The sequence below is a fragment of the Rhizobium bangladeshense genome (assembly GCF_001662075.1).
Taxonomy (GTDB): domain Bacteria; phylum Pseudomonadota; class Alphaproteobacteria; order Rhizobiales; family Rhizobiaceae; genus Rhizobium; species Rhizobium bangladeshense_B.
In genome coordinates, this window is sequence record NZ_LYPL01000022.1 from 51,502 (window position 1) to 73,101 (window position 21,600).

Annotated in this window: 24 protein-coding genes; 9 read left to right on the plus strand and 15 right to left on the minus strand. The window is 61.1% G+C overall.

Annotated elements, in window-relative coordinates:
• Nucleotides 1-68: 68 nt before the first annotated feature.
• The 6 genes from ahcY to A7X77_RS29100 form a co-directional block, all read right to left on the minus strand.
• The gene (gene ahcY, locus A7X77_RS29075; RefSeq protein ID WP_064686300.1) at nucleotides 69-1,469 is read right to left on the minus strand and encodes an adenosylhomocysteinase; all 1,401 of its coding nucleotides are present in this window, start codon (nucleotides 1,467-1,469) and stop codon (nucleotides 69-71) included.
• Nucleotides 1,470-1,749: 280 nt separating this feature from the next.
• Complete coding sequence (locus A7X77_RS29080) at nucleotides 1,750-2,025, minus strand: HPr family phosphocarrier protein (RefSeq protein ID WP_003544133.1); 276 nt, start codon at nucleotides 2,023-2,025, stop codon at nucleotides 1,750-1,752.
• Between the two features lie 9 nt (nucleotides 2,026-2,034).
• Nucleotides 2,035-2,436, minus strand: coding sequence for a PTS sugar transporter subunit IIA (locus A7X77_RS29085; RefSeq protein WP_004672623.1), 402 nt, complete (start codon nucleotides 2,434-2,436; stop codon nucleotides 2,035-2,037).
• Nucleotides 2,437-2,586: 150 nt separating this feature from the next.
• Nucleotides 2,587-3,036: an HPr kinase/phosphorylase gene (locus A7X77_RS29090; protein WP_064686301.1), complete on the minus strand. Its 450-nt coding sequence runs from the start codon at nucleotides 3,034-3,036 to the stop codon at nucleotides 2,587-2,589.
• Nucleotides 3,033-4,823 (minus strand): sensor histidine kinase, encoded by a 1,791-nt coding sequence (locus A7X77_RS29095; RefSeq protein WP_064686302.1) that lies wholly within the window; start codon nucleotides 4,821-4,823, stop codon nucleotides 3,033-3,035. Before A7X77_RS29095 ends, A7X77_RS29090 begins: the two co-directional genes overlap by 4 nt.
• 77 nt (nucleotides 4,824-4,900) lie before the next feature.
• Nucleotides 4,901-5,638 carry a response regulator transcription factor gene (locus A7X77_RS29100; RefSeq protein ID WP_190233656.1) on the minus strand — a complete coding sequence of 246 codons (738 nt, stop codon included), beginning with the start codon at nucleotides 5,636-5,638 and terminating at the stop codon, nucleotides 4,901-4,903.
• 338 nt (nucleotides 5,639-5,976) lie between these two features.
• On the opposite strand from A7X77_RS29100, the gene A7X77_RS29105 reads away from it, so the two are divergent.
• From A7X77_RS29105 to A7X77_RS29115, 3 genes are all read left to right on the plus strand, one after another.
• Nucleotides 5,977-7,587 (plus strand): phosphoenolpyruvate carboxykinase, encoded by a 1,611-nt coding sequence (locus A7X77_RS29105; protein WP_064686303.1) that lies wholly within the window; start codon nucleotides 5,977-5,979, stop codon nucleotides 7,585-7,587.
• Nucleotides 7,588-7,703: 116 nt separating this feature from the next.
• A complete protein-coding gene (gene arfB, locus A7X77_RS29110) occupies nucleotides 7,704-8,141 on the plus strand; it encodes an alternative ribosome rescue aminoacyl-tRNA hydrolase ArfB (protein WP_037142462.1) in 438 nt (145 codons plus the stop codon).
• Between the two features lies 1 nt (nucleotide 8,142).
• Complete coding sequence (locus A7X77_RS29115; RefSeq protein ID WP_064686304.1) at nucleotides 8,143-8,754, plus strand: alpha-ketoglutarate-dependent dioxygenase AlkB; 612 nt, start codon at nucleotides 8,143-8,145, stop codon at nucleotides 8,752-8,754.
• A gap of 23 nt (nucleotides 8,755-8,777) precedes the next feature.
• Here A7X77_RS29115 and coaA read toward each other — a convergent pair whose 3' ends face one another.
• The 9 genes from coaA to hisB are packed head-to-tail and all read right to left on the minus strand — an operon-like array spanning nucleotide 8,778 to nucleotide 14,202.
• Nucleotides 8,778-9,773 (minus strand): type I pantothenate kinase, encoded by a 996-nt coding sequence (gene coaA, locus A7X77_RS29120; protein WP_064686305.1) that lies wholly within the window; start codon nucleotides 9,771-9,773, stop codon nucleotides 8,778-8,780.
• Nucleotides 9,770-10,093: a phosphoribosyl-ATP diphosphatase gene (locus A7X77_RS29125; protein WP_064686306.1), complete on the minus strand. Its 324-nt coding sequence runs from the start codon at nucleotides 10,091-10,093 to the stop codon at nucleotides 9,770-9,772. Before A7X77_RS29125 ends, coaA begins: the two co-directional genes overlap by 4 nt.
• Nucleotides 10,094-10,110: 17 nt before the next feature.
• A complete protein-coding gene (gene hisF / locus A7X77_RS29130; protein ID WP_064686307.1) occupies nucleotides 10,111-10,899 on the minus strand; it encodes an imidazole glycerol phosphate synthase subunit HisF in 789 nt (262 codons plus the stop codon).
• Entirely contained in the window at nucleotides 10,900-11,646 is a 747-nt protein-coding gene (gene hisA / locus A7X77_RS29135; RefSeq protein WP_064686308.1) for a 1-(5-phosphoribosyl)-5-[(5-phosphoribosylamino)methylideneamino]imidazole-4-carboxamide isomerase, read from the minus strand. It lies immediately after the preceding gene.
• Between the two features lie 6 nt (nucleotides 11,647-11,652).
• Nucleotides 11,653-12,210: a hypothetical protein gene (locus A7X77_RS29140; RefSeq protein WP_064686309.1), complete on the minus strand. Its 558-nt coding sequence runs from the start codon at nucleotides 12,208-12,210 to the stop codon at nucleotides 11,653-11,655.
• Nucleotides 12,207-12,389 carry a hypothetical protein gene (locus A7X77_RS29145; RefSeq protein WP_064686310.1) on the minus strand — a complete coding sequence of 61 codons (183 nt, stop codon included), beginning with the start codon at nucleotides 12,387-12,389 and terminating at the stop codon, nucleotides 12,207-12,209. The genes A7X77_RS29140 and A7X77_RS29145 overlap by 4 nt, the downstream gene beginning before the upstream one ends.
• Nucleotides 12,390-12,441: 52 nt before the next feature.
• Entirely contained in the window at nucleotides 12,442-13,092 is a 651-nt protein-coding gene (gene hisH / locus A7X77_RS29150) for an imidazole glycerol phosphate synthase subunit HisH (RefSeq protein ID WP_064686311.1), read from the minus strand.
• A gap of 2 nt (nucleotides 13,093-13,094) precedes the next feature.
• Entirely contained in the window at nucleotides 13,095-13,571 is a 477-nt protein-coding gene (locus A7X77_RS29155; RefSeq protein ID WP_064686312.1) for a DUF2628 domain-containing protein, read from the minus strand.
• Nucleotides 13,572-13,593: 22 nt separating this feature from the next.
• Complete coding sequence (hisB, locus tag A7X77_RS29160; RefSeq protein ID WP_064686313.1) at nucleotides 13,594-14,202, minus strand: imidazoleglycerol-phosphate dehydratase HisB; 609 nt, start codon at nucleotides 14,200-14,202, stop codon at nucleotides 13,594-13,596.
• A gap of 174 nt (nucleotides 14,203-14,376) precedes the next feature.
• Between hisB and hslV the strand changes: the two genes are divergently transcribed.
• The 6 genes from hslV to A7X77_RS29190 all read left to right on the plus strand — a co-directional run bounded on the left by hslV (nucleotide 14,377) and on the right by A7X77_RS29190 (nucleotide 21,559).
• Nucleotides 14,377-14,904: an ATP-dependent protease subunit HslV gene (gene hslV / locus A7X77_RS29165; protein ID WP_064686314.1), complete on the plus strand. Its 528-nt coding sequence runs from the start codon at nucleotides 14,377-14,379 to the stop codon at nucleotides 14,902-14,904.
• On the plus strand, nucleotides 14,891-15,403 hold the full coding sequence (locus A7X77_RS29170; RefSeq protein WP_064686315.1) for a GNAT family N-acetyltransferase: 513 nt from the start codon (nucleotides 14,891-14,893) through the stop codon (nucleotides 15,401-15,403). The genes hslV and A7X77_RS29170 overlap by 14 nt, the downstream gene beginning before the upstream one ends.
• Nucleotides 15,400-16,707, plus strand: a complete 1,308-nt coding sequence (gene hslU, locus A7X77_RS29175) for an ATP-dependent protease ATPase subunit HslU (RefSeq protein WP_064686316.1) — start codon at nucleotides 15,400-15,402, stop codon at nucleotides 16,705-16,707. Before A7X77_RS29170 ends, hslU begins: the two co-directional genes overlap by 4 nt.
• Before the next feature lie 187 nt (nucleotides 16,708-16,894).
• Nucleotides 16,895-17,842 carry a DUF1402 family protein gene (locus tag A7X77_RS29180; RefSeq protein WP_064686317.1) on the plus strand — a complete coding sequence of 316 codons (948 nt, stop codon included), beginning with the start codon at nucleotides 16,895-16,897 and terminating at the stop codon, nucleotides 17,840-17,842.
• Between the two features lie 47 nt (nucleotides 17,843-17,889).
• On the plus strand, nucleotides 17,890-19,302 hold the full coding sequence (locus A7X77_RS29185) for a cytochrome P450 (protein ID WP_064686318.1): 1,413 nt from the start codon (nucleotides 17,890-17,892) through the stop codon (nucleotides 19,300-19,302).
• An 85-nt stretch (nucleotides 19,303-19,387) separates the two neighbouring features.
• On the plus strand, nucleotides 19,388-21,559 hold the full coding sequence (locus A7X77_RS29190) for a malate synthase G (protein WP_064686319.1): 2,172 nt from the start codon (nucleotides 19,388-19,390) through the stop codon (nucleotides 21,557-21,559).
• Nucleotides 21,560-21,600 lie beyond the last annotated feature (41 nt).

The window sequence follows — 21,600 nt, forward strand, 5'->3', positions numbered from 1 at the left end:
GCCAAAAAATAAGCCGCGGCATTTGTCAATGCCGCGGCCTCTACATCTTGTGGATATCGATGGTCAGATCAATATCTGTAGTGGTCGGACTTGAACGGGCCGTTCGGCGAGACGCCGATATAGGCAGCCTGCTCTTCGCTAAGCTGGGTAAGCTTCACACCGAGCTTGTCGAGATGCAGGCGCGCGACCTTTTCATCGAGGTGCTTCGGCAGGATGTAGACCTTGTTCTCGTACTGGCCGGGCTTCGTGAAAAGCTCGATCTGCGCGAGCGTCTGGTTGGTGAAGGAAGCCGACATGACGAAGGACGGATGACCGGTGGCGTTGCCGAGGTTGAGCAGTCGGCCTTCGGAAAGCAGGATGATGCGGTTGCCCTTGGGGAACTCGATCAGGTCGACCTGCGGCTTAACGTTGGTCCACTTGAGGTTCCGCAACGCGGCGACTTCGATTTCGTTGTCGAAGTGGCCGATATTGCCGACGATCGCCATGTCCTTCATCTCGCGCATATGATCGATGCGGATGACGTCCTTGTTGCCGGTAGTGGTGATGAATATGTCGGCCGAGGAAACGACGTCCTCGAGCAGCACGACTTCATAGCCGTCCATCGCCGCCTGCAGGGCGCAGATCGGATCGGCTTCGGTGACCTTGACGCGGGCGCCGGCGCCGGAGAGCGAAGCGGCAGAGCCCTTGCCGACGTCACCATAACCGCAGACGACAGCGACCTTGCCGGCCATCATCACGTCGGTGCCGCGGCGGATGCCGTCGACGAGCGATTCCTTGCAGCCGTACTTGTTGTCGAACTTCGACTTGGTGACGGAATCGTTGACGTTGATCGCCGGGAAGGGCAGCAGGCCCTTCTGGCTGAGCTGGTACAGACGGTTGACGCCGGTCGTGGTTTCTTCGGTAACGCCCTTGATCGCATCGCGCTGCTTGGTGAACCAGCCCGGCGAAGCGGCAAGGCGCTTCTTGATCTGTGCGAAGAGGATTTCCTCTTCCTCGGAATGCGGGTGGGACAATACGTCCTCGCCGGCTTCGGCGCGGGCGCCGAGCAGGATGTACATGGTGGCATCGCCGCCGTCATCGAGGATCATGTTGGAAAGACCGCCATCGGCCCACTGGAAGATCTTGTCGGTGTAAACCCAGTAGTCCTCGAGCGACTCGCCCTTGATGGCGAAAACGGGAACGCCGGCAGCGGCGATCGCGGCAGCGGCATGATCCTGCGTCGAGAAGATGTTGCACGAGGCCCAGCGGACTTCGGCGCCGAGGGCCACCAGCGTTTCGATGAGCACGGCCGTCTGGATGGTCATGTGCAGCGAACCAGTGATCCGCGCGCCCTTAAGCGGCTTTGCGTCGCCGAATTCGGCGCGGCAGGACATCAGCCCCGGCATTTCGGTTTCGGCGATCGTAATTTCCTTGCGGCCAAAATCCGCAAGCCCGATATCGGCGACGACATAATCTTTTTCAGTGCTCATAGAGGTCTCCAGGCTGAAAAACGTCTCAAAAATTGGCGCAGGCGCGAAGATGACCGCGCGACGGATAGGCCGCGTGCCGATGCATATCACCCGGATGTGTGCAGCAGTTCCGGGATCGCGAGATGCATGGGCACCAAGTGCCAAACCGCATTGCATGAACCAGGTTCGATGCGACACGCTTCAGCGCACGGCATGACCGCCGTTTAGCAGGCTTCTGATGGGAAGGCAATAAGGATATAAAGAAGTCTTTATATGTTTATATGAACTCGGCCTAGTAAGCTCACATCTCTTCGCCGAACCGGTTTTGGATCAGCTGGTCCAAGGCCTCCAGCGCTTCCTCGGCCTGGCTGCCGCTTGCCGAAACGACGACGCTTGAGCCCGGGCTTGCCGCGAGCATCATCAGGCCCATGATCGACGTGCCGCCGACCGTCATTCCGTCCTTGGAGACGGTGATGGCGGCATCGAAGGTCTCGACCATCTGAACGAATTTGGCTGAGGCGCGTGCGTGAAGGCCGCGCTTGTTGATGATGAGGAGTTCCCGGGAAAGCGATGTCATGAAGCGCCGTTATTTTCCGCTGAGCACACGGCTCGCGACATTGATATATTTCCGCCCGGCTTCGGAAGCCTCGACCAGCGCCTTCTCCATGTTGTTCTCGCCGCGCACCCCGGCGAGCTTGATCAGCATCGGCAGGTTGACGCCGGCGATGACTTCGGTATGGCCGCTGCTCATGACCGATATGGCGAGATTGGACGGCGTGCCGCCGAACATGTCGGTCAGGATGACGACGCCATGGCCATCATCGGCGCCGGAAACGGCTTGCAGAATGTCCTGCCGCCTCTGGTCCATGTCGTCTTCGGGGCCAATACAGACCGTCTCGATGAATTTCTGAGGACCGACGACGTGCTCGACAGCATGACGAAACTCTTCAGCCAGCTTGCCATGAGTGACAAGCACAAGTCCGATCATGATATTACTGCTCCCATATATGCAAACGATGGCTGAGATATCGCAATGCAGCAATTACGTCCACCGGTGGGGGCACATCTTGGCGATGAAAAGCCGAAGTGCAAGATAAAAATGCAAACATATAAGGCAGATTGATCAATCTGGAAGCCTTCAATCGCCGATATCAGACGCTTTCGCCATCAGGACCGCCAGCGGTGACGGCACGCCTGTGAGCAACCGCAACGCGGGAAGCGAAAAACCGGCGGCAAGGCTGACGATTTCGCCCTCGGGGGGGACACGGTTTTCACCGGAAGCACTGCCCGGAAGTACGGCATAATGCATGGCCGCCCGAGGGATATGGTCCAGCCGGACGACGCCGGTGCCGCGCAGTTCGATCAGCCCGGCGATCGACGGCGGGCAGGTGGCGATCACCGAGCCTGCCTCTCCTGACAGCAACACCTGATCGTCGGCAACCAGCGCCGTGAAGAGACCGAGCCGGCGGGCCTCTGTCATGCAGGTAAAGGCCAGCATCGATTTGCCCCAGCCGGAGGGCCCGCTGAACAGGAGCCCCGTCCTGCCCACGACGATCGCCGTCGCATGGATGTTGGGAGCCTCGCTCATGCTGCGGCATCGAGGGGCAGGGCGAGGATGAAGCGCGCGCCGAGTATGCGCCCGCTCTCGCCCTCAGTGATGTTTTCCGCCCGCAGCGAACCGCCATGGGCTTCGGCGATCTGCCGGCTGATCGAAAGGCCAAGGCCGGAATTCTGGCCAAAACCTTCCGATTCCGGGCGATCCGTATAGAAGCGCTCGAAGATGCGGTCGATATTCTCCGCCTGGATGCCGGGACCGTTGTCCTCGATGGTGGTGACGCAGCGCGACCGTGTGCGCACCAGTCGCACGGTGATCTTGCCGCCCTCCTCAGGCACGAAGGATCGGGCATTTTCGATCAGGTTCGTTATGATCTGGCCGATGCGCAGGTCGTGGCCGTTGACGACGAAGCGCGTCTTGATGTTCGGCTTGCGCTCGATCGCATATTCGATCTCCACCTTCTTCTTGCTGCCCCTGATCTGGCGGGACACTTCGATCAGGTCGCGCAGCAGCACTTCCATGTCGACGGAGCCGGCGTCGACCCGCGCGAGTTCGGCATCGAGACGCGAGGCATCGGAAATATCGCTGATCAGGCGGTCGAGACGGCGCACGTCGTGCTGGATGACATCCAGCAGACGTTTCTTGGAATCCTCGGATTTGGCGAGCGGCAGCGTTTCGACGGCGCTGCGCAACGAGGTGAGCGGGTTCTTGAGTTCGTGGCTGACATCGGCCGCAAAGCTCTCGATCGCATCGATGCGGTCGTAAAGCGCCGTCGTCATCTCGCGCAGAGCGATGGAAAGATTGCCGATTTCATCCTGGCGGGCGGAGAAGTCAGGGATCTCCTCGCGTGTTTTGGCACCGCGGCGCACACGGATGGCCGCTGCCGAAAGACGGCGCAGCGGATTGGCGATGGTCGACGACAGCACCAGCGAAAGCAGCACGTTGACAAGCGTCGCCACGCCGAAGACCCGCATGATGGCAAGCCGTTCGGCATGCACGATATTGTCGATGTCGCCGGCCTGCGTCGACAAGAGCAGCACGCCGAGCACGGCGCGGAAGCGCTGGATCGGCACGGCGACGGAAACGATGAGTTCGCCCTTCTCCGTGGTGCGCACCACCGCGCCGCGCACTCCGGTCAGCGCGTTCATCACTTCGGGATAGATCGAACCGTCGCCGCCCGGTGCTTCCTTATAGAGCGGCAGATTGCCGGGCTGCAGCGCCTTGTTGAACAGGGTCACAAACCAATCGCTCCAGGTCTGCTTCTCTTCCTCGACCGGCGGCAGGTCGAAGCGCAGCACCTGGCCACGCGAATAAAGGTGACGCGAATCGAGCAGCAGATTGGCGTCGGCATCGAAGATGCGGGCGCGCGTGCGTGTCGGGGAGATCAGCCGGCGCAGGACGGGGGCGACCTTCTCCGGATCGATCGGAAACTCCAGGTCCTCGTCATTCGGCACCGGGGTGATGCTCTGGCCGGCCTGCAGCTCGAGCAGCTTCTGCGGATCGATGGTGATCGAATTCGTATCGACCGATGCGGAGGCCGAAACGGCGCCGGCGATGATCTCGCCCTGGGTCAACAGGCTTTCGGCGCGGGCGTCGATCAATCCCTCGCGAAACTGATTGAGGTAGAGGATGCCGCCGACGAGCACCAGCAGTGCGACGAGATTGAAGAAGACGATGCGCCGCGTCAGGCTCGAAAAGACGGCATTGCCGAAGATGCGGCGAATCAGCGTGAAGGGATGCGACCAACGGCGGCCTCGGACGCGACGGGTGCTCACGCCCTCCGCATCGTCCAGATCCCTTTCCTGCACCAATTGTGCCAATGACAGGCCCTTTCGAAGGGCGGGGCCGGATAACCGGCCCGCAACCCTAATTATGTCTCGCGCTGCGCCGTCGAGGCTCAGGCTGCTTCGCGGAACCGGTATCCCACTCCGTAGAGCGTTTCAATCATATCAAAATCGGTATCGACCATCTTGAATTTCTTACGCAGCCGCTTGATGTGGCTGTCGATCGTCCGATCGTCGACATAAACCTGTTCGTCATAGGCGGCGTCCATCAGCGCGTCGCGGCTCTTGACGACGCCCGGACGCTGCGCCAGCGAATGCAGGATCAGGAACTCGGTCACCGTCAGCGTCACTGCTTCGCCCTTCCAGGTGCAGGTATGGCGCTCCTGGTCCATGACCAGCTGGCCACGCTCGAGCGAACGGGCCTGCTGCACGGCCCCGGCCTTCGGCGTGCCGCTCGGGCTCGTGCCGCCGGCGGCCGCGGCTTCGCGGCTCGAAGCGCGACGCAGGACGGCCCGCACGCGCTCCACCAGCAGGCGCTGCGAGAAAGGTTTGGTGATGAAATCGTCGGCGCCCATCTTCAGGCCGAACAGCTCGTCGATCTCCTCATCCTTGGAGGTGAGGAAGATGACCGGGATATCCGATTTCTGCCGCAGGCGGCGCAACAGTTCCATGCCGTCCATGCGCGGCATCTTGATATCGAAGATCGCCAGCTGCGGCGGTCGCGCCAGAAGGCCATCGAGTGCCGAGGCACCGTCCGTATAGGTCTCGACCTTATATCCTTCGGCCTCCAGTGCGATCGACACCGAGGTGAGGATGTTGCGGTCGTCGTCAACGAGCGCGATTGTCGGCATGGTGTTGGTCTCCGTCATCAGTGCGCAATCTCCCGGATTTTCGTCGTCCCCAGGCGGTCTCAGTGACCGGATGCGCTTATGGAGGATAAAGGTGGAACAAATTGTGGCAAAGATAAAGGGAGGATTGTCGTTAAATTTCCTCACAATCTTACGTGGCGCGACAAACTGTTGCAACGCGACCTCTTCAAACGATTTAAAATACCATCAAGAAATTTAAATCGATTAATTGTTTGATATTACTGAACTTTCTCAATTTTAGTCTCTTGTGTTTTAAAATTTCTACCCTTATTTTCGCATTCAGTTTTAACGGCAACGCGCCTGAACGAAGGGAAGTAGCCATGGAAAAGTTCGGAGTTCATAACCCGGCAACGGAGCTTGCAACGGTTGGATTGGGCGGCGCAGCCAGCGTTCGCTATAACTTTTCCGCCGCAGCGCTCTATGAAGAATCCATCCGCCGGGGTGAAGCCGAACTGACCGCTCAGGGCGCGCTCAGAGCTCTCACCGGTCAGCATACGGGCCGCTCGCCGCGCGACAAGTTCGTCGTTCGTGACGCCAATACCGATGGCCAGATCTGGTGGGACAACAACAAGCCGCTCTCGTCGGAGCATTTCGCCCTGCTGCGCGACGATATGCTGGCCCATGCCGCCGGCAAGGACCTTTTCGTCCAGGATCTCGTCGGCGGCGCCGAGGAAGGCCATGCCCTGCCGACCCGCGTCGTCACCGAATTCGCCTGGCATTCGCTGTTCATCCGCAATCTTTTGATCCGCCCGGAGGCGGCGGCGCTCGCCACCTTCGTGCCGAAGCTGACGATCATCGACCTGCCGAGCTTCAAGGCCGACCCGGCCCGCCACGGCTGCCGCACGGAAACGGTGATCGCCTGCGATCTCACCAACGGCCTCGTTCTCATCGGCGGCACGTCCTATGCCGGCGAAATGAAGAAGTCGGTCTTCACCGTGCTCAACTATCTGCTGCCGGCCAAGGGTGTGATGCCGATGCACTGCTCGGCCAATGTCGGCCCCGATGGCGATGCGGCCGTCTTCTTCGGCCTTTCCGGCACGGGCAAGACGACGCTTTCGGCCGATCCGGCGCGCACGCTGATCGGCGACGATGAGCACGGTTGGAGTGAGAACGGCATCTTCAACTTCGAAGGTGGCTGCTACGCCAAGACCATCCGTCTGTCGGCCGAGGCCGAGCCGGAAATCTATGCGACGACCCAGCGCTTCGGTACCGTGCTCGAAAATGTCGTGCTGAACGATCGCCGCGAGCCCGATTTCGACGACGGGTCGCTGACCGAAAACACCCGCTGCGCCTATCCGATGCATTTCATCCCGAACGCCTCGGCAACCGGCCGGGCCGGGCATCCGAAGACGATCATCATGCTGACCGCCGATGCCTTCGGCGTCATGCCGCCGATCGCCCGGTTGACGCCGGATCAGGCGATGTACCACTTCCTCTCCGGTTACACCGCCAAGGTGGCCGGCACCGAAAAGGGCGTCGTCGAGCCGGAAGCGACCTTCTCGACCTGCTTCGGCGCCCCCTTCATGCCGCGGCATCCGGCCGAATACGGCAACCTTCTCAAGGATCTGATCGGCCGCCACGGCGTCGAATGCTGGCTTGTCAATACCGGCTGGACCGGCGGCGCTTACGGCACCGGCAAGCGCATGCCGATCAAGGCGACGCGCGCGCTGCTCGCCGCCGCACTCAGCGGCAAACTCGGCCAGGTCGAATTCCGCACGGATGCGAATTTCGGCTTCGCCGTGCCGGTATCCGTCGACGGTGTCGACGGCGGCATTCTCGATCCGCGCTCAACCTGGGCCGACAAGCCGGCCTATGACGCGCAGGCCGAAAAGCTGGTTTCGATGTTCATCGCCAACTTCGCCAAGTTCGAGAATCACGTCGACGGCGGCGTCCGCGATGCGGCACCCGGCGTCAAGGTCGCTGCCGAATAAGCCGTACAGAAGAACAGATCTCTGACTCACGTGAAACCCGGCATCGCAGGATTGCCGGGTTTTTCGATTGATGGCCGATATTTTCAACCGGCTGCCGATATGAGATAGAACGCCGCATGGCCAGCGACGCGCTCTACATCGACGACAGGATCACCATCTCAGGATGGGAGCTGACGGAACAGTTCGTTCTGGCAGGCGGCCCCGGCGGTCAGAACGTCAACAAGGTTTCGACCGCGGTCCAGCTGTTTTTCAACGTCGCGAATTCGCCCTCCCTCAATGACCGCGTCAAGGCCAATGCGATCAGGCTTGCCGGCCGGCGCCTGTCGAAGGATGGCGTGCTGATGATCGAGGCAAGCCGCTTTCGCAGCCAGGATCGCAACCGTGAGGATGCGCGCGAACGGCTGAAGGAACTAATTCTGGAGGCCGCCAAGCCGCCGCCGCCGCCGCGCAAGAAGACCAAGCCGACCAAGGGTTCGGTCGAGCGCCGTCTGAAGGAAAAATCCGGCCGCTCGGAAGTCAAGAAAATGCGCGGCCGCCCCGGTGGCGGCGACTGACATGCCCGAACTGTCGAACGGTGTCCGCCATCTGCCTGAATATCTCGACCGGTCGCGTCAGGAAGCGCTGGTCGAGGTGGTCCGTGCCGTGGTCGCCGAGGCGCCGCTTTTCGTGCCCGTCATGCCAGGCACCGGCAAGCCGATGTCGGTGCGCATGACCAATTGCGGGCCGCTCGGCTGGGTGACGGACAAGGAACGCGGCTATCGCTATCAGCCGACGCATCCTGTCACCGGGAGGCCCTGGCCAGCCATACCGCAGCCATTGCTCGATATCTGGAATGACGTGTCGGGTTATGAAAAACCGCCGGAAGCCTGCCTCGTCAATTTCTATTCCGACGACGCACGCATGGGCCTGCATCAGGATAAGGACGAACGCAATCTGCAGGCGCCTGTCGTCTCGATCTCGCTCGGCAATAGCTGCCTCTTTCGCGTCGGCGGTTTGAGCCGCAACGATCGCACGCTATCTTTCAAACTGTCGAGTGGTGATCTGGTCGTATTGGCCGGCGAGGGAAGGCTGTGTTTCCACGGCGTCGACCGGATTCATTCGGCAACATCGACGCTGTTGAAGAATGGCGGCCGCATCAATCTGACGCTGCGCCGCGTCAATCCCTGAGACCGATACTCGAAGATCGCCTGCTACAATTTTCGCAGCGCCACCTGTTCGATCAGGTGATCCTTGCCCTTTTTGAGGATGAGATCGGCGCGTGGCCGAGTCGGCAGGATGTTCTGGCGCAGGTTCTTCAGGTTGATATTCGTCCACAGATCTGCTGCGATTTCAAGCGCTTCCGCATCGCTGATCGAGGCATAGCGATGGAAGTAAGAGTTCGGATCGCGGAAGGCGGTCTCCCGCAGCCGCATGAAGCGCGTGACGTACCAGTTATGAATCTGGTCTTCCGCGGCATCGATATAGATCGAGAAGTCGAAGAAGTCGGACACCATCGGCACGATCTTGCCGTCGGCCGGCAGGTCGCGCGATTGCAGCACGTTGATACCTTCGAAGATCAGGATGTCGGGCCGGTCGACGATTTTGTATTCGTCCGGCAGCACGTCATAGACGAGATGCGAATAGCAGGGCGCCTGCACGTCCGGCCGGCCGGCTTTGATCGCCGAGAGGAAGCGCAGGATCGCGGCCGTGTCGTAGCTTTCCGGAAAACCCTTGCGTTGCATCAGCTTTTCCCGCTGCAGCACGGCGTTCGGGTGCAGGAAGCCGTCGGTGGTGATGAGATCGACCTTCGGGCTGGAGGGCCAGCGCCCCAGCAGCTCCTTGAGGATACGGGCGGTGGTCGATTTTCCCACCGCGACCGAGCCGGCGATGCCGATGACGAAGGGCGTTTTCGTCACGTCGGAGAGGCTCAGGAAGCGGTTGCGCTGTTCGAACAGCATTTGCGAGGATTCGACATGCGCTGACAGCAGCCGCGACAGCGACAGATAGATGCGCCTGACTTCGTCGAGATCGATCGGGTCGCCCATCGAACGCAGCCGATTGACCTCGTCGCTTGTCAGCGTCAGCGGCGTGTCGGCGCGGAACTTCGCCCATTGTTCGGAAGAGAAGAAGTGGTAGGGCGAATAGGATTCGGACTGGAAGTGATCCAATGTTTCCGGCACCCCGATGATCTCAGTCGCGATACTCATGAACTCTGCCGGTTGGCCTTTTCCTTGAGACCGGACTGCGCGGTTCTGCGCTCAAGTTCGGCCATGACATTTTCTAACGGTATTTCAGCAATCTTCAATACGACCAATAGGTGATAGAGCACGTCGGCGGCTTCATAGGTCAGATTGTCACGGTCGCCGGTCGCCGCTGCCATCACGGCTTCGATCGCCTCCTCGCCAAGCTTCTTTGCCGCTTTGGGCTGGCCGCCGGCCACGAGTTTCGCGGTCCAGGACTGCTCCGGCGAGGCCTTCGATCGCTCTTCAACGATCCTTTCGAGATCGGAAAGGGAAAATCCGCTCATATGTCCGCCTTCAAGCCTCAGTCGAGACGCATGTCGATGCCGCACTTCGACATATAGTGTTTCGCCTCACTGACGGAATAGGTGCCGAAGTGGAAGATCGAGGCGGCGAGCACGGCATTGGCATGACCTTCCTTCACCCCGGCGACGAGGTCGTCGAGATCGCCGACACCGCCGGAGGCGATGACGGGCACGCGCACCGCGTCGGCGATCGTCCGGGTCAGTTCCAGATCGTAGCCGACCTTGGTGCCGTCGCGGTCCATCGACGTGACCAGAAGCTCGCCGGCGCCGCGCGTCACCATCTTCTGTGCGAATTCGACGGCGTCGATGCCGGTCGCGTTGCGGCCACCATGCGTATAGATTTCCCAGGCGCTGAGATTGTCACCGCCGACCGCCTGCGTGAGCCGGCGCTTGGCGTCGATCGAGACGACGATGCACTGGTCGCCGAACTTGTCGGCCGCCTCGGCAACGAAGTCGGGATTGCTGACCGCGGCCGAGTTGATCGAAACCTTGTCGGCGCCGCAGAGCAGCAGCCTGCGGATATCGGCGATGGTGCGCACCCCGCCGCCGACCGTCAGCGGCATGAAGCACTGGTCGGCCGTGCGCGACACGACATCGAAGATCGTTTCGCGATTGTCCGATGAAGCGGTGATGTCGAGGAAGCAAAGTTCGTCGGCGCCGGCCGCATCATAGGCTTTCGCCGCTTCGACGGGATCGCCGGCATCGACGAGATTGAGGAAGTTGACGCCCTTGACGACGCGGCCGTCCTTGACGTCGAGGCAGGGGATGACACGGGCCTTGAGGGTCATTTAAGCGGTCTCCTTGGCCCTGCTGGCCTTGATCAGCGCCAGCGCTTCGGCCGGGTCGATCCGGCCGTCATAAAGCGCCCGGCCCGAAATCGCGCCTTCGAGCTTCTCTGCATCGGGTTCCAGCATGCGTCTGACGTCCGCGAGCGAGGCAAGACCGCCGGAGGCGATGACGGGAATGGAGACGGCACCGGCAAGTTCCAGCGTCGAAGCCCAGTTGATGCCGGCAAGGACGCCGTCGCGGTCGATATCAGTGTAGATGATCGCGGCGACGCCCGCGCCTTCGAATTTCTGGGCGAGCTCGATGACGCCGAGTTCGGAAGCCTCAGCCCAGCCTTCGACGGCCACCTTGCCGCCCTTGGCGTCGATGCCGACGGCGACGTGACCGGGAAATTTCCGGCAGGCCTCGATGACCAGATCAGGATTTCTCACCGCCACCGTGCCGAGAATGACGCGCCGCAGCCCGCGCGCGAGCCAGGCTTCGATATGATCGAGCGTGCGGATGCCGCCGCCGAGCTGCACCGGATTCTTCGTCGCCATGAGGATCGCTTCGACGGCCTCGCCATTGGCCGAATGTCCCGCAAAGGCGCCGTCAAGATCGACCACATGCAGCCATTCGAAACCCTGCTCTTCGAAGGATTTCGCCTGGGCGGCCGGATCGGTGTTGTAGACCGTCGCCTGCTGCATGTCGCCGAGCTTCAGGCGGACGCATTGGCCGCCCTTCAGATCGATCGCGGGAAAAAGGATCATGTCGTCTTACGTCCGTAAACTGGTCGATACCATCAGCGCATTCCACGCATCTACGATATCCGAGCGGAAAAAGACAGCGGCAATGGTGGCCGCGCCGAAAAGCAGAAGAAGCAGCAGGGTGACGGCAAAGCCGGCGCGAACCTGGCGCCAGAAGCCGAGGCGTCGCTTCATCGATTTCTCGATGTCGCGTACCTCCCGCAGCGCCTGGCTGTTGACGGCGGCGAGCCGTATTTCCGGCTCCATCGCTTCGACATAGGTTTCGGCATAACTGGCAAGGATCTGGGAGGCGCGGTCGCGCAGCGTATTGCGCAGGTCGGTCGAGAGATAATTGCCGGAGACGGCAGCAAGCTCGGCCTCGTTGGGCGAACGGCCGGCATTACGCTTGCGGTAGCTGAGCACGAAGTCGCGCTTCTGCCGCTCATAGAGGGCATAGGCAAGCAGGCCGATCAGATCGTCCTCGCCTTCGATATAAAATTCCAGCACGGCCTCGGTGATGTCGCCGGCGTTGATGCCGTTGGCGCGCAGCTGCGAATTCTCGTTGCCGGCAAGGAATTCGTGGATCATCGGTCCAGCCTTTCTTTCAGCGCCCTGGCCGCATTGGAAAGCGCTCTCCGGTGAATGGCCTCATCGACACGGCGGATGATCGTTCCATCGGGAAGCCGGATGTCCGAGAAGGGCGGCAGGCCCTCTCTGGAGGGTCTCAGCGTATAGAACACCTTGCCTGATTTCCGCGAAGCCGGCATCGAGCGCACTCCTGTTCCCGTGTTTTCATAAAGGGAAAATAAGGCGGCGGTATTACGGGTTCCAGCGCAGGAAATTGGCGATCAGGGCGAGGCCGAGCTTCTGGCTCTTTTCCGGGTGAAACTGAGCGCCCACCATGTTGTCACGCCCGACCAGAGCCGTCATCGGCCCGCCATAATCGACCGTCGCAATGACGTGGTCGGCATTTTCGGCGGCAAGATGGTAGGAATGCACGAAATAGGCGTGCAGGCCCTCGGAGCCCGTTGGAATGCCGTCGAACAGCGGATGTTCGCGCTTCAGATCGAGCGTGTTCCAGCCGATCTGCGGAATTTTCAGCGCGGAATCGTCAGGTGTCATCTCGATGACATCACCGGGGACCCAGCCGAAGCCGTGCGTCACCGTCTTCTCGAGGCCCCGCGAGGACATGAGCTGCATGCCGACGCAGATGCCGAGGAACGGCCGCGCCCTCTTTTCGACAGCCTCGATCAACACTTCGGCCATGCCGGGCACGGCATCGAGGCCGCGCCGGCAATCGGCATAGGCGCCGACCCCCGGAAGCACGATGCGATCGGCGGCGGCAACATTATCCGCTTTGTCGGTGAGATCGATCTGCGCATCGATGCCCGCCTCGCGCGCGGCCCGCTCAAAAGCCTTGGTGGCCGAGCGCAGATTGCCGGAACCATAGTCGATAATTGCGACGCGCATCGTCAGCGTTCTCCATCAAAACCAAAGAGACCAAGCGATGTAGCCTGGCCATGCGGGCTGTTCGGTCGGGTCTTGTTCTCCCAACCCGGCACGGCGGCGTCCGTCTGAACCGCCTTATCGGAGAAGTAGACGTCTTCGGCAATGCCGATCGTATCGGCCGCAATGAGTGCGTCTTCGTTCCAGCCGCGGCGGGCGAGGTTGCGAACACGAAGGTTCTGGCCCTCCAGACCGACCAGCAGGTTCACGCCCAGCGTGATTGCCGCTCCCGCCGGCCAGAAACCCGGTTCGTCCATCAGCGCACCGCCGATTGCCTGCACCAGAAAGGCCGCTGCCGCGTATAGCCACAGCCGATGGATGAGCAGCCAGACCCATGGAAACAGCAAGCCGAGCCATGTGAAGCCGTCGCGGATCACTCGCGTCTCGTCAAGGCGAGTGCCTGCGCTGCCGGGCGGCGTCAGAAAAATATAGCTGGATGTCATTGTCGCCGCTCCCTTGAGAGGCTCAGACGAGCGTGCCCTTGGTCGAGGGAACACGGCCCGCCTGTCTCGGATCGATCTCTGTCGCCGTGCGCAATGCGCGGGCGACGGCCTTGAAGCATGTCTCGGCAATATGGTGGTTGTTGGCGCCATAATGGTTGAGAATATGCAAGGTGATGCCGGCATTCTGGGCGAGCGCCTGGAAGAATTCGCGGACGAGTTCGGTGTCGAAGGCGCCGATTTTCGGCGCGCTGAAGACGACGTTCCAGACGAGGAACGGCCGGCCGGAAAGATCGACCGCTGCCTTGGTCATCGTCTCGTCCATGGCAAGATCGATCGATGCATAGCGGGTGATGCCACGCCGGTCGCCGAGCGCCTTGGAGATCGCCTGGCCGATCGCAATGCCGGTATCCTCGACCGTATGATGGTCGTCGATATGCAGGTCGCCCTTGGCGTCGATTTCCATGTCGATGAGGGAATGCCGCGAAAGCTGGTCGAGCATGTGGTCGAAGAAGCCGACGCCGGTCGAAATCTTCGATTTGCCGGTGCCGTCGAGATTGACGGAAACGGAAATCGAGGTCTCGTTGGTCTTGCGGGAAACGCTGCCCGTGCGGCTTGCTGCGGTCTCGGCCATTTGGCCCTCCATCGGAATAAGGCCGTTCCTTATCAGGCGCATCGGCAAATATCCAGAAGCCGGTGAAGAGAAAAGCCGGCCCATTTGCAATCGGCTCCGGCCTGCTTACATAGGGCCCAACAAGGCCGATGTGCGGTCGGGTAAAAGCCCGCGTGATGGGCAGACAGGTGTTTTATGACAACGATCATTACTGTTCGAAAAGGCGGCAAGGTGGTGATGGCGGGCGACGGCCAGGTGAGCCTCGGCCAGACCGTGATGAAGGGCAATGCCCGCAAAGTGCGCCGCATCGGCAAGGGCGAAGTAATCGCCGGTTTTGCTGGCGCCACCGCCGATGCCTTCACGCTGCTCGAAAGGCTTGAAAAGAAGCTGGAGCAATATCCCGGCCAACTGATGCGCGCCGCCGTCGAGCTCGCCAAGGACTGGCGCACCGACAAATACCTGCGTAATCTCGAAGCCATGATGCTCGTCGCCGACAAGTCGATTACGCTCGCGATCACCGGCAACGGCGACGTGCTGGAGCCGGAACACGGCACGACGGCGATCGGTTCGGGCGGCAATTTTGCCCTCGCGGCCGCACTGGCACTCATGGATACCGACAAATCGGCCGAAGAGATCGCCCGCCGCGCTCTCGATATCGCGGCCGACATCTGCGTCTACACGAACCATAATGTCGTGATGGAATTGCTGGATGCCGAAGGCTGAACCCTATGCCTTCCGGCCGCTTGCCGTGGCTGATCTGCCGCTCCTCGCCAAATGGCTGGAAAGCCGACATGTCAGGCGCTGGTGGCGCGATCCGGCCGAGGCGCTGGCTTCAATGGCAGAGCATATCGAGACGGCCTCCGTCTCTTGCTTCATCGTCACGCTGAATGGAAAGGACTTCGCCTTTATTCAGGCGGCCAATCTCGACGACGAGGACGATGAAGCGCTCGCCGGCCAGCCGAAGGGCACCTACGGCATCGACCAGTTCATCGGCATAGAGGAGCTTGTTGGCAAGGGTCACGGACCGGCCTTTATGATAGGGTTCTGCGATATGCTCTTTGCAAAGGGCGCGCAGCGGATCCTTGTCGATCCGCATCCTGACAATGTGTTCGCAATCAGAGCCTATACCAAGGCGGGCTTTCAAGGACTTGGCGAAACAACGACTAATTACGGCCGGGCGCTGTTGATGGCCCTGGACCGCCAGGAGAATGATACGCAATGACCACCTTTTCCCCCCGCGAGATCGTTTCCGAACTCGATCGCTACATCATCGGCCAGCATGACGCCAAACGTGCCGTTGCGATTGCGCTGCGCAATCGCTGGCGCCGCCAGCAGCTCGACCCGAGCCTGCGAGACGAAGTCATGCCGAAGAACATCCTGATGATCGGCCCGACCGGCGTCGGCAAAACGGAGATCTCCCGCCGCCTGGCAAAACTCGCCGGCGCGCCCTTCATCAAGGTGGAGGCCACCAAATTCACCGAGGTCGGCTATGTCGGCCGCGATGTCGAGCAGATCATCCGCGACCTGGTCGAAGTCGGCATCGGCCTGGTGCGCGAAAAGAAGCGGGCCGAGGTCCAGGCCAAGGCGCATGTGAGCGCCGAGGAGCGTGTCCTCGATGCGCTGGTCGGCACCACCGCGTCGCCCGCCACCCGCGAAAACTTCCGCAAGAAGCTGAGGGACGGAGAACTCGACGACAAGGAAATCGACATCGAAGTGGCCGATACCGGTACCGGCATGGGCGGCTTCGAGATCCCCGGCATGCCGGGCGCCAATATCGGCGTGCTCAATTTGTCGGAAATGTTCGGCAAGGCGATGGGCGGGCGCACCAAGAAGGTCCGCACGACGGTCAAGGCTTCCTATACCGATCTGATCCGCGACGAATCCGACAAGCTGATCGACAATGAAGTGATCCAGCGCGAGGCCGTTCGTTCGACCGAGAATGACGGCATCGTCTTCCTCGACGAAATCGACAAGATCGCCGCCCGCGACGGCGGCATGGGTGCCGGTGTTTCTCGCGAAGGCGTGCAGCGCGACCTGCTGCCGCTCGTCGAAGGCACGACCGTCTCGACCAAATACGGGCCTGTGAAGACCGACCATATCCTTTTCATCGCCTCCGGCGCCTTCCATGTCTCCAAGCCTTCGGATCTTCTTCCGGAACTGCAGGGCCGCCTGCCGATTCGCGTCGAGTTGCGGGCGCTGAACAAGGAGGATTTCCGCCGGATCCTGACCGAGACGGAGGCGAGCCTCATCCGCCAGTATCGGGCGCTGATGGAAACCGAAAGCCTGAGCCTCGATTTCACCGAAGACGCGATCGACGCGCTGGCCGATGTCGCGGTGCATCTGAACTCCTCCGTCGAAAATATCGGCGCGCGCCGCCTGCAGACGGTGATGGAGCGCGTCCTGGACGATATTTCCTACAACGCCCCGGATCGCGGCGGCACGGCCATCACCATCGATGCCGCCTATGTGCGTGAACATGTCGGCGATCTCGCGCAGAATACCGACCTCTCGCGCTTCATTCTGTGATCTCGGCGCATCGGTGCATGTCTTTGCCGATGTGAATGACGGATTGTGACGACTCCAGTCTCGACAGCGGGCCTTTTACTTTCTAGTGAAGGCCCGTTTTGTTTTCCGCTGCGGCTTTATTCGGCCAAGATTCTGGTCCAGTCAGCCGCATCGCAAGCAGGACGATAAACGGACGGGATAGCGGATCGTGCGACGCCTTTTGACAAGCCTTTTGATTGCCGCTGCCCTGGTGAATTCGACGCCGGCCTTCGCCATGCAGACGGTTCCGGCGGGCAACCGTCACGTCGAGCAGCCTGATATTCCGGGCGCTTCCGTCCGCCGCACCAAGGGTACCAAGAGCAGCTTCGATCTGAAATACGAGAAGGTCCATGAGCTGCTGGCGACCGATCGCGAGCTGATGGCCAAGATCCGCAAGGTCTCCAGCGCTTACGGCATCAATCCCATCCATGTCATCGGCGCCATCGTCGGCGAACACACCTATAATGTCGACGCCTACGACCGGCTGCAGGCCTATTACGTCAAGGCCGCCTCCTATGCCGGAGAAAGCTTCCGCTTCGCCTATGACGGCGAAAACGTCGATGATTTCGTGGCGCGGCCGCAATTTGCTCAGTGCAGGGGCAAGAGCGATTCCTATACGCTCTGGTCCTGCCGGGAAGATGTCTGGGAAAGCGATTTTCGCGGCAAGACGGTCGGCGGCCAGAGCTTCCCCAATAACCGCTTCAGCGCGGTCTTCTTCCAGCCCTTTTATGCTGGCCAGACTTTCGGCCTTGGCCAGGTCAATCCGCTGACGGCGCTGATGCTCTCCGATCTCGTCAGTCGCGTGTCGGGTTATCCCAAGCTGAACGAGAAGAATGCCGGCGCCGTTTACAGGGCGATCATGGACCCCGATATCTCGCTCGCCTTCGTCGCCGCTTCCATCCGCAGGTCGATCGACGACTATAAGGAGATTGCCGGTATGGATATCTCGGGCAATCCCGGCCTGACGGCGACGCTTTATAATGTCGGCAATTCGCGCCAGCGCGCCGTCGCACTCGCTGCGAAAAACCGTTCTTCCGGTGCGACCGTTTGGCCCGAAGAGAATTATTACGGCTGGCTGATCAACGACAAGCTGGACGAACTCAAGGGCCTGCTCTAGCTTCAAGCCTGACGGGAAGCGCTGATCTTCCCCGAAAGGCTTTTCCGATGGACATGCGTCCTGATCCCTTCGTTCCACCGGCACCGCTGCCGCGTACCGTGCCGCCGAGCCGGCTTGAGATCATCCGCATCATCCTGCGCAATCCGCTCGAACTGTGGGGCGAGCCGTCCTACACGCTGCCCTGGATCAGGACGAGTTTCTTCGGTCAGCACACGCTGATCGTCAACGATCCCGGCCTGATCAAGCATGTGCTGGTCGACAACGCAGCGAATTATCGCATGTCGGACATTCGCCAGCTGGTGCTGCGGCCGATCCTGCGGGATGGCCTGTTGACGGCGGAAGGCCAGGTCTGGAAGCGGTCGCGAAAGGCGGTCGCGCCCGTCTTCACGCCGCGCCATGCCAAAGGTTTCGCCGGCCAGATGTTGCGGCAATCCGAAGAATACGTCCGCAAATACGAGGGCGACGGTCCGGCCGGTCAGATCTTCGACATCGCCGCCGACATGACCGATCTCACCTTTGCGATTCTTGCCGAAACGCTTTTCTCCGGCGAAATCGTGTCCTCCAGCGGCCATTTTGCCGACGACGTCAACGAACTTCTCCACCGCATGGGCCGCGTCGATCCGATGGACCTGCTGCGCGCCCCCTCCTGGGTGCCGCGGCTCACCCGCATTGGCGGCCAGAAAGTGCTGGAGAAATTCAGGGCGATCGTGCGCGATACCATGGACTTGCGGCTTGCCAAGATGAAGGCTGACCGCGCCGCCGCGCCGGACGATTTTCTGACGCTACTTCTCGAACAGGCCGGTCCCGACGGCCTGACCAAGGAGGAAATCGAGGACAATATCCTGACCTTCATCGGCGCTGGCCACGAGACGACCGCGCGGGCGCTGGCATGGACGCTTTATTGCGTCGCAAACAGCCCGCATATTCGTGAAGCAATGGAGGCGGAGATCGATACTGTTCTGGCAAGCGACGCCGAGCCGGTCGAATGGCTGGATCTCATGCCGGTGACGCGGGCAGCGTTCGAGGAGGCGCTCAGGCTTTATCCGCCCGCACCCTCCATCAATCGCGCCGCGATCGCCGATGACGTCTGGACCAATGCGAAGGGCGAAAAGGTCGAGATCCCGGCCGACATCACCGTGCTCATCATGCCCTGGACGCTGCATCGTCACGAACTCTATTGGGACAGGCCGCGCGCCTATATGCCGGAGCGCTTCTTTCCTGAAAATCGCGGCAGCATCGGCCGTTTCCAGTTCCTGCCGTTCGGCGCCGGCCCGCGCGTCTGCATCGGCGCGACTTTCGCGTTGCAGGAGGCGGTGATCGCGCTTGCCGTCATGATGCACCGCTTTCGCTTCGACCAGACGGAAGCGACCAACCCCTGGCCGGTGCAGAAGCTGACGACGCAGCCGCAGGACGGACTGCCGATGCGGGTGACGTCACGCATAATTTCCCGTGCGGCATAAATCTTTCGAATTATTGCGGAATTGACTGTGAATGAAAGCCGGGCAAAGTGGCAGCATTCAAAGTCGTTGCCAGGGAGAATATCGCATGAGCCGCGTTGATAAGAACGGTCTTGCCGTCGAAGCCGTCCTTCATGATTTCCTCGTCCAGGAGGTTCTGCCCGGTCTGGCGATCGACGCGGACAAGTTCTTTGCCGATTTTTCGGCGATCGTCCATGATCTCGCCCCCAGGAATCGGGCGCTGTTGAAGAAGCGCGACGAACTGCAGCTCAAGATCGACGACTGGTATCGCCAGCACGGCGCTCCGACCGATATGGATGATTACCAGTCCTTCCTGCGCGCAATCGGCTATCTCCTGCCCGAGGGGTCGGACTTCCAGGTTTCGACCCAGAATGTCGATCCCGAGATCGCTTCGATCGCCGGTCCGCAGCTCGTCGTTCCCGTCATGAACGCGCGTTATGCCCTCAACGCCGCCAATGCCCGCTGGGGTTCGCTCTATGATGCGCTCTATGGCACGGATGCCATTCCCGAGAGCGATGGTGCCGAAAAGGGCAGGGGATACAACCCGAAGCGCGGCGAGAAGGTCATCGCCTGGGTGCGCGATTTTCTCGATGCATCGGTGCCGCTGGAGGACAGCCACTGGAAGGATGTCGCAAGCTTCGCCGTCAGGGATGGAGCGCTCATCATCCGGTCGACCGATGGTGAGCAGACAGTGCTGACGGATGGCAGCCGTTTTGCCGGCTATCGCGGCGATGCCGCCACTCCGACGCATCTTCTCCTGAAGAACAACGGCATCCATATCGAGATCGTCATCGATGCGGCAACGGCGATCGGTAGGACTGATCCGGCCCATATTTCCGATGTCTGGTTGGAATCGGCGATCACCACGATCATGGACTGCGAGGATTCGATTGCCGCCGTTGACGCCGAGGACAAGGTTGTCGTCTACCGCAACTGGCTCGGCCTGATGAAGGGCGATCTGCAGGAAGAGGTCGCAAAGGGCGGCGCGAGCTTCATCCGCAAGCTCAACCCGGATCTGGACTATACAGGTCCGGATGGCACCGCCTTCGCGCTACATCGCCGCTCGCTGATGCTGGTGCGCAATGTCGGCCACCTGATGACCAATCCTGCCATTCTCGACCGCGATGGCAACGAAGTGCCTGAGGGCATCATGGATGCCGTCATCACCGGCCTGATCGCGCTTTACGATATCGGCCCGGCCGGGCGGAAGAAGAATTCCCGCACCGGCTCCATGTATGTGGTCAAGCCGAAAATGCATGGACCGGAAGAAGTCGCCTTCGCCGCCGAGATCTTCTCGCGGGTCGAAGATGCGCTTGGGCTGGCGCGCAACACCATCAAGATGGGCATCATGGACGAGGAGCGCCGCACCACGGTCAATCTCAAGGAATGCATCCGCGCCGCCCGCGAGCGTGTCGTCTTCATCAATACCGGCTTCCTGGATCGCACCGGCGACGAGATCCACACGTCGATGGAAGCCGGGCCGATGATTCGCAAGGGTGACATGCGTCAGGCCGCATGGATATCGGCCTATGAGAACTGGAATGTCGACATCGGCCTCGAATGCGGCCTCTCCGGCCATGCGCAGATCGGCAAGGGCATGTGGGCGATGCCGGATCTGATGGCGGCGATGCTGGAGCAGAAGATCGCCCATCCCAAGGCCGGCGCCAACACCGCCTGGGTCCCGTCGCCGACGGCTGCAACCCTGCATGCCACCCATTATCATCGTGTCAATGTCGCCAAGGTTCAGCAGGGACTGAAGGACCGCGCACGCGCCAAACTTTCGGATATTCTCTCGGTGCCGGTCGCGGTGCGGCCGAACTGGTCTCAGGAGGAAATCCAGCGCGAACTCGACAACAATGCCCAGGGCATCCTCGGCTACGTCGTGCGCTGGGTCGATCAGGGCGTCGGTTGCTCGAAGGTGCCCGACATCAACAATGTCGGCCTGATGGAGGATCGCGCCACTTTGCGCATTTCGGCCCAGCACATGGCGAACTGGCTGCATCACAAGGTGGTCAGCGAAGCTCAGATCGTCGAAACGATGAAGCGCATGGCCGCCGTCGTCGACCGGCAGAACGAGCAGGACCCGGCCTATCAGCCGATGGCCGGTAATTTCGATGGATCGATCGCTTTCCAGGCAGCCCTCGACCTCGTGTTGAAGGGCAGGGAGCAGCCGAACGGCTATACCGAGCCGGTGCTCCACCGCCGCCGCCTCGAGCTGAAGGCGAAGCAGGCCGGTTGAGCGCATAGTCGAGAATAAGAAAGGCCGCCGGAACGACAGCC

Excerpts from the sequence above, each read along its gene's own strand:
- A7X77_RS29085 (WP_004672623.1), bottom strand. The coding sequence starts at position 2,436 with ATGATCGGACTTGTGCTTGTCACTCATGGCAAGCTGGCTGAAGAGTTT.
- A7X77_RS29125 (WP_064686306.1), bottom strand. The coding sequence starts at position 10,093 with ATGAGCGGATTTTCCCTTTCCGATCTCGAAAGGATCGTTGAAGAGCGA.
- A7X77_RS29145 (WP_064686310.1), bottom strand. The coding sequence starts at position 12,389 with ATGCCGGCTTCGCGGAAATCAGGCAAGGTGTTCTATACGCTGAGACCC.
- A7X77_RS29190 (WP_064686319.1), top strand. The coding sequence starts at position 19,388 with ATGAGCCGCGTTGATAAGAACGGTCTTGCCGTCGAAGCCGTCCTTCAT.
- hisB (WP_064686313.1), bottom strand. The coding sequence starts at position 14,202 with ATGGCCGAGACCGCAGCAAGCCGCACGGGCAGCGTTTCCCGCAAGACC.
- A7X77_RS29090 (WP_064686301.1), bottom strand. The coding sequence starts at position 3,036 with ATGAGCGAGGCTCCCAACATCCATGCGACGGCGATCGTCGTGGGCAGG.
- A7X77_RS29185 (WP_064686318.1), top strand. The coding sequence starts at position 17,890 with ATGGACATGCGTCCTGATCCCTTCGTTCCACCGGCACCGCTGCCGCGT.
- hisA (WP_064686308.1), bottom strand. The coding sequence starts at position 11,646 with ATGATCCTTTTTCCCGCGATCGATCTGAAGGGCGGCCAATGCGTCCGC.
- hisH (WP_064686311.1), bottom strand. The coding sequence starts at position 13,092 with ATGCGCGTCGCAATTATCGACTATGGTTCCGGCAATCTGCGCTCGGCC.
- A7X77_RS29100 (WP_190233656.1), bottom strand. The coding sequence starts at position 5,638 with ATGCCGACAATCGCGCTCGTTGACGACGACCGCAACATCCTCACCTCG.
- coaA (WP_064686305.1), bottom strand. The coding sequence starts at position 9,773 with ATGAGTATCGCGACTGAGATCATCGGGGTGCCGGAAACATTGGATCAC.
- A7X77_RS29115 (WP_064686304.1), top strand. The coding sequence starts at position 8,143 with ATGCCCGAACTGTCGAACGGTGTCCGCCATCTGCCTGAATATCTCGAC.
- arfB (WP_037142462.1), top strand. The coding sequence starts at position 7,704 with ATGGCCAGCGACGCGCTCTACATCGACGACAGGATCACCATCTCAGGA.
- A7X77_RS29080 (WP_003544133.1), bottom strand. The coding sequence starts at position 2,025 with ATGACATCGCTTTCCCGGGAACTCCTCATCATCAACAAGCGCGGCCTT.
- A7X77_RS29105 (WP_064686303.1), top strand. The coding sequence starts at position 5,977 with ATGGAAAAGTTCGGAGTTCATAACCCGGCAACGGAGCTTGCAACGGTT.
- ahcY (WP_064686300.1), bottom strand. The coding sequence starts at position 1,469 with ATGAGCACTGAAAAAGATTATGTCGTCGCCGATATCGGGCTTGCGGAT.
- hslV (WP_064686314.1), top strand. The coding sequence starts at position 14,377 with ATGACAACGATCATTACTGTTCGAAAAGGCGGCAAGGTGGTGATGGCG.
- hslU (WP_064686316.1), top strand. The coding sequence starts at position 15,400 with ATGACCACCTTTTCCCCCCGCGAGATCGTTTCCGAACTCGATCGCTAC.
- A7X77_RS29140 (WP_064686309.1), bottom strand. The coding sequence starts at position 12,210 with ATGATCCACGAATTCCTTGCCGGCAACGAGAATTCGCAGCTGCGCGCC.
- A7X77_RS29170 (WP_064686315.1), top strand. The coding sequence starts at position 14,891 with ATGCCGAAGGCTGAACCCTATGCCTTCCGGCCGCTTGCCGTGGCTGAT.
- A7X77_RS29155 (WP_064686312.1), bottom strand. The coding sequence starts at position 13,571 with ATGACATCCAGCTATATTTTTCTGACGCCGCCCGGCAGCGCAGGCACT.
- hisF (WP_064686307.1), bottom strand. The coding sequence starts at position 10,899 with ATGACCCTCAAGGCCCGTGTCATCCCCTGCCTCGACGTCAAGGACGGC.